The sequence below is a fragment of the Candidatus Schekmanbacteria bacterium genome (assembly GCA_003695725.1).
Lineage (GTDB): Bacteria > Schekmanbacteria > GWA2-38-11 > GWA2-38-11 > J061 > J061.
Map to the genome: position 1 here is coordinate 1 of RFHX01000088.1, position 5,875 is coordinate 5,875.

Sequence of the window (5,875 nt, forward strand, 5' to 3'; positions counted from 1 at the left end):
ATTAAAAACTATTTACTATTTGGAAGGTCTCCAAAAACAGAAGGTGCTTTACTCTTTAAAATATCTAATATACGAAGGCAGATTTCTTTTATCTCCCATTGCGCATCAGGTTTAAGGCGGACTTCAAGAATATGGCGCCATTCTCTGAAATTTGCAGTTATGACTATTTCACTTTTGACTGCGTTAGGCAGAACAAAACGGGCATCTTCATTTTTTATACCCATATCCTGCAATGTTTTATAAGCATTCTTGATTGTTTCCATTGTCTCTATAAAAACCTTATGTGCTTCAGGTTTGGAAGAAATGGAGTAAGGCTCGACATAATCAAAATTTTTTTCACTTACATATCTTTGCGATTGCTGTGAAAAAGCGCAAAGTCTATGCCTTACAAGTTGATGAGTAAAAGCCCGAGAGCCCCCTTTAATCCGGAAGGTTGCAGATGCATGTTCAAGAACAGATAAGTGTCCCCGTCTAATGAGCATCTGAATGAATTTCTTTTCACTGTCAGGTGTTTTTTTATCAAATGAGAGATAACAGGTTCTTCCAGCATCCTCGATAACCTTCTCTGCATTATCGGTTATGCTCACCAATTCAACTCGGGGATTAAAGCCTTTCATATCTTCCATAAGATTCATTCCTCTTCTATTCCAGTATAAGGGCGTGAAAGCTCATTATCTATTCCAAGAAGGTCAAGAACCCGTCCAACAGTGAAATCTACAATTTCCTCTATGCTTTTGGGCTTGTGATAAAATGAAGGTGAAAGAGGAAACACAATACCTCCTATCTCAGCAAGACGCGATAGATTTTTCAAATGTCCTAAATGAAGAGGTGTTTCTCTTAAACAGATGACAAGAGGCATCTTCTCCTTCAAATTGACATCTGCTGCCCTTATGATGAGATTACTTGCCATTGAAAGGGCAATCGCAGACATTGTTTTTATACTGCAAGGGATTATTATCATCCCTGAGCGCTTGAATGAGCCGCTCGCTATAGGCGCGCTCAAATCGTCGTTTTCATATACATAATCACATTTTTTATAGAGTTCATTTATAGATATGCCTGTCTCATGCTCAAATATCAGCTTACCATTATCACTGACAATCAACGAAACATCAATATCTGAGCGCGTCGCTAAATAATCAACAAGTTTTAAAGCATAGAGCGCCCCTGTTGCGCCCGTGACTGCAACTATTATATTTTTCTTTTTCATTATAATTATAATAAAATCAAAAAAACGCTGTTCCTTGAAGCATTTAAATAACTTCAATGAACTTTCAATGTCAAATCATTTCATAGAAGTAAATCTTCTGATTATCTTGTCAGCGCACTTTTCTGATTCTTCAATGATCTTCAAAATTTCTTCATCTTTGGCTTTTTCTATGTGTACACCTGCTGCAACTACAACATTCCGTCCCAATTCTGTTGAAACTTTTTCAGCAACACTCTTAGCAATCAAATCATCTTTATGACCTGTCAATGTAAGGATAGATGTGGATGCACTCTTTTTTTTTCTATTTTTAAGGCTTCTCCTTGTAACTGAAAGAGCAACAGCGCCTATATGTGGCTTCGTGCCTCCATAAAGAGAAATCAATAGGTCATTGCCAAGAATTCTTGCTTCAATTGTAACCTTTGTTCTTCCTTTTCCTGATGATATCTTTATATTATTTTTCATTCAATGCTTTTGACATTTTATTGCCAACTGATACAGCTTTTTCGATTAACTCCGGTATATCATTAACATCTTTCATCCCCGTTGCAGCTTCAATTTTATCGATCAATTTCATTTCACTAAACTGAACATACATCTCCATCGTTTCCAAAGCCCTCTGGGCACCATGTGCTGCTACAGCAGAAACCAAAGCTACCGGCTTGCCCGCAAGAGGTTTTCTTCCATGCATAGGAATTTCTGATTCTTTGCCAACACCCATATAACCAAGAGCAATCGAACGGTCTATGAAACTCTTGAAGAGTCCGGATACATCTCCATAATAACAGGGAGATCCAAGGATGAGACCATCACAACTGATCAATTTACCATAAAGTTCGCTCATCCCATCTTTTTGCCAGCATTCTCCTTCCATAGCGCATTTCATACATCCGGTGCAATATCCTATACCAATATCGATAAGCCAAACCATCTCATTTTCCATTCCTGTCGATTCAAGAATTTTTTTAATGAGCCTTCCCGTATTTCCTTCCTTTCTTCCGCTCCCGCATATTCCAAGCAACATTTCTCATTTCCTCCCTACATATATTGATTCTATCAAAAAATTATTGTTAATTATTTATTTTATAAGATGAAACATATTTTTCTAAACTTTTCCAAAAAAAATAATGGAATTGATAGACATTGTCAAAAGGGTTAAAAGAAGGTTGGTTTTTCCCGGCAGCTCCGAATCAGGAATAAAAATTGCAGGATACCGCCATATTGACTGTCTCTTCGATAAAAAAGCAAAGCTTGAATCCTTAATTGCTTATGCAGAAACATTCAATCCTGATATAATTTTCAATATTGGCGGAATTGCAGAAGAAGCAGAATGCTTAGGAGCAACTCTCAATTATTCGGATGATGAAGACCCTTCAATCGCAGAACCGCTCATAAGTTCATTGAAAGATGTGGAAAGACTAAAAATCCCATCACCAAAAAAGGGGAAATTGACATCAATCTCGCTTGCTGTAATTCCTGAACTTTCAAAAAAGTTTAAAGGTAAATTTATTCCTGCCTCAGTTACTGGCCCTTTTACTCTTGCAGCTCTTTTAGCAGGAGCTGAAAAATTTTCATTAACCTTAAAAAAGGAAAGAGATTTGGCCTTTGCCCTTCTCGATAAATGCACCTCATTTCTTTTCGAATATGCAAAAGAACAGATATCTTTAGGTGCAAATTATTTCACTGTAGCCGAACCGTCGGCAATATTTTTATCTAATGAAGATTTTAAGCTTTTTTGTCTGCCATACCTAAAAAAACTCTTTAAAAATTTCAAAAAATATCCATCCCATATCCATATCTGCGGTGATTCCTTCCATCTCTTGCACACTCTTACAAGATGCGGTGCACACGGATTAAGTCTTGACTCAATGGTTGACCTCGAAGATGCGGCAAGATTGATACCACAGAATATCGTTCTAATAGGAAATATAGACCCTGTATCGATAATAACAGAATCGACTGAAGAAAATGTCAAAAGGGAAACTCAAACATTGTTAAATAAAATGGAACTTTTTGAAAACTTTATTTTGGCTACGGCATGCTCAATCCCCGCTGATGCGCCATTAGAAAACATAGCAGCATTTATTGAAACAGGAAGAAAATATAAAATCCTAAACAAAGAGGTCCAGAATGCATTAAAGGAATGCGCAGATAGAGTTTATTCAGGGAATAATAGAAATTTAAGAGAAACTCTGAAAAAAGCGCTCAAATACAAAATATCAGCCCAAAATATCTATTCCAAGGGTCTTGCACGAGGTATAAAATGGATTTCCGATGATTATAACAAGCATAGAGTATCAATCCCCCATATTCTTCTCTCAGTAGAAACTATGGAAAAAGCTGTCAGACTTCTTTGGAAGAACAAAAAATCTTTCAAGACAAAAAGAAAAAGATTGTTAATAGGAACTGTAAAAGGAGACATTCATGAAATAGGGAAAAATCTTGTTAAAACAATGTTTGAGTCCAAAGGATACGGCGTAATAGATGCTGGTGTTGATGTGTCAGCTGAAAAATTCATAGACTTGTGTAAAACCAATAGCGTCGATGCTGTTGGAATTTCATCATTTACAACAGCAGGGAAAAAAATAGTTAAAGAAATTGCCACCAAACTAAAAAAAGAATTTAAAAATCAATGTCCATTGATCATGGCAGGAGGGCCATCAATTAAAGGAGAAGATATAAAAAAACTCAACATCGATGGTTACGCTGATGATATGGTTGAAGCAGTAGAGGTATTCGAAAATCTTATAAAAACAAGGCAAAACCCAAAAAGTCATTAGAGTTTCTTTATCATATTGATATATTCACCTCGTTCAAATCCCTGTGAACGGAAATAATCGATGAGGTCTGCTTCATTCCAATTGACCATAGTAACTACATTCTCAATTCCTGACTTTTTAAAAAAAGAAAAAAGAGCTTCTATAAGTTTTTTTCCTATACCCATTCCCTGATATTCCACATCAACACCTATAACATCGAGCCACCCGCAAGTAGGCACAGCATATTCCCATCCTCGAATGTCACCTAAGACAAAACCTACAACTTTTCCTTCTATTTCTGCTGCAAGACATGCACCCGGTTCACTAGCTAAATATTTGGATATCTTGCCAGTCCAATATGCTTCATGGGGACGGCCTGTAATTTTTTCATCAATTTTTACTATTGCTTCAATATCATGCCTTGCAAGGTTTCTTATTTTTATTTCTCCCATTTTTCTTTTCCCCCTTAATAGTTTTTTTATAAATGAAATAATTTCCTTTGAAGCTAGTTCTGGTTTGATCAAACTTTTTATAATTTCTTTGTAAGGTCTATGTCCTGATACAGAATCAAAAAGCGCATCATAAATAATAGGGTTTATGAGAGACATTTGAATCATTCTACCAACAAAAAGCCGAGATGCCTTTATGCAAAGAAATCTTACAAATGCGCCATAAATATAATCATCCAAAAGCTCTTTACAACTCTCTTCATATTTTGAAAATGAATCGTTACCAATGCCTCCTTCAATTATTGCATCTGCCGCCCGCATTCCTGTTGTGATGGCAACATTAATTCCTTTCCCTTTAAAGGGTCTCATCCATCCTGTTACATCACCAACACAAACATAACGGTCGCCATATGGATTTTTTGAAGGCGAAGTAGGGAATCTCCCCTCGAAATAGCTTAGGTCAGAGGGATTAAATGACGGCAAATGCTCTTTTACATCTTTCAGTGAAAGAAACATATCCATATCAAGAGAAGTTACCTTCTCACCTGCTATATTTATGATAATGTGGTCTCCCTTAGGAGAAATTGCCGCAAACTCAATTCGTGGAATTTCAGGCGGCTTAAGATAAGCATAAATAATATTGCCGACATATTTTCTGAGAAAAACAGGGTCAGCATGAAATTTGGTAATGAATGTTTTCAGCATTTTCTTGGGGCGCTTGTAAGGTTTCTTGCTCTTTTTTGTTACATTTTCCAATACAGAGAGCAATGTGCTGTCAAGACCAAAAGCACCTACCACACAGTCCGCTTTGGTATATCCGCTTTCACTGTAAATTCTAACCTCCCCATTTTTTTCTTCAGGTTGAAAAAATTCGATATTTATTACTCTGCTTCTAATAAGACGTGCCCCAAGATTAAGAGCTGTATCAAGCAAAAAACGGTCAAATTCAACCCTTCGCACTGTTATTGTCATTCCTGAAGTGCCTCTATCAAAAAGGAGGACTTCTTTATTTCCTCCATGTAGGCGGTATCCATGAATAGAGCGTTTATAGAGAGATGGAGGCAATTCAACAAGAAGCTCTTTTTCAAGAATATCCATCAAGGGTGGAGAAAGCACACCAACACACTGATTATAGTGTATCTTAAAATCCTTTCCTTCAAATATGATCACATCAATCTTTTTGCCAATCTCTGTAGCTTTTCGCAATAATCTTATTGCGAAAGCCGCTCCTGATGGCCCTCCGCCGATAACCGCTATAACAGCATTATCTCTTAGAGGTATTTTCATATTGCTCTACACCCTGCTTTGACCAAAAAATTAATAAAATAGTGCTATTTTTTTAATATAATAACATAAAAAAACGCACCGCTAATATGATATGAAGATTAAAATTTCCGCATTTGCACTTTTTCTCTATCAAAAAATAAAAAAAACTTGTTGACTCTTTTTTTTTATAAAAC

General features: G+C 36.4%; 6 protein-coding genes. 1 reads left to right on the plus strand and 5 read right to left on the minus strand.

Translation table 11 applies throughout. The features are described from left to right. Nucleotides 1-8: 8 nt before the first annotated feature. From thyX to D6734_03630, 4 genes are all read right to left on the minus strand, one after another. Nucleotides 9-635, minus strand: a complete 627-nt coding sequence (thyX, locus tag D6734_03615; GenBank protein RMF96467.1) for an FAD-dependent thymidylate synthase — start codon at nt 633-635, stop codon at nt 9-11. Then, entirely contained in the window at nt 632-1,210 is a 579-nt protein-coding gene (locus D6734_03620) for a UbiX family flavin prenyltransferase (protein RMF96471.1), read from the minus strand. Before D6734_03620 ends, thyX begins: the two co-directional genes overlap by 4 nt. Nucleotides 1,211-1,285: 75 nt before the next feature. Further along, entirely contained in the window at nt 1,286-1,660 is a 375-nt protein-coding gene (locus D6734_03625) for a hypothetical protein (protein ID RMF96472.1), read from the minus strand. A gap of 1 nt (nt 1,661) precedes the next feature. After that, on the minus strand, nt 1,662-2,231 hold the full coding sequence (locus D6734_03630) for a flavodoxin family protein (GenBank protein ID RMF96468.1): 570 nt from the start codon (nt 2,229-2,231) through the stop codon (nt 1,662-1,664). A gap of 103 nt (nt 2,232-2,334) precedes the next feature. Here D6734_03630 and D6734_03635 point away from each other — a divergent pair, with 103 nt between their 5' ends. Next, nucleotides 2,335-3,987 (plus strand): hypothetical protein, encoded by a 1,653-nt coding sequence (locus D6734_03635; GenBank protein ID RMF96469.1) that lies wholly within the window; start codon nt 2,335-2,337, stop codon nt 3,985-3,987. On the opposite strand, the gene D6734_03640 is transcribed toward D6734_03635, so the two are convergent. Beyond that, the gene (locus D6734_03640; GenBank protein ID RMF96470.1) at nt 3,984-5,702 is read right to left on the minus strand and encodes a GNAT family N-acetyltransferase; all 1,719 of its coding nucleotides are present in this window, start codon (nt 5,700-5,702) and stop codon (nt 3,984-3,986) included. The two genes, D6734_03635 and D6734_03640, sit on opposite strands and share 4 nt — an antisense overlap. Between the last annotated feature and the right edge of the window lie 173 nt (nt 5,703-5,875).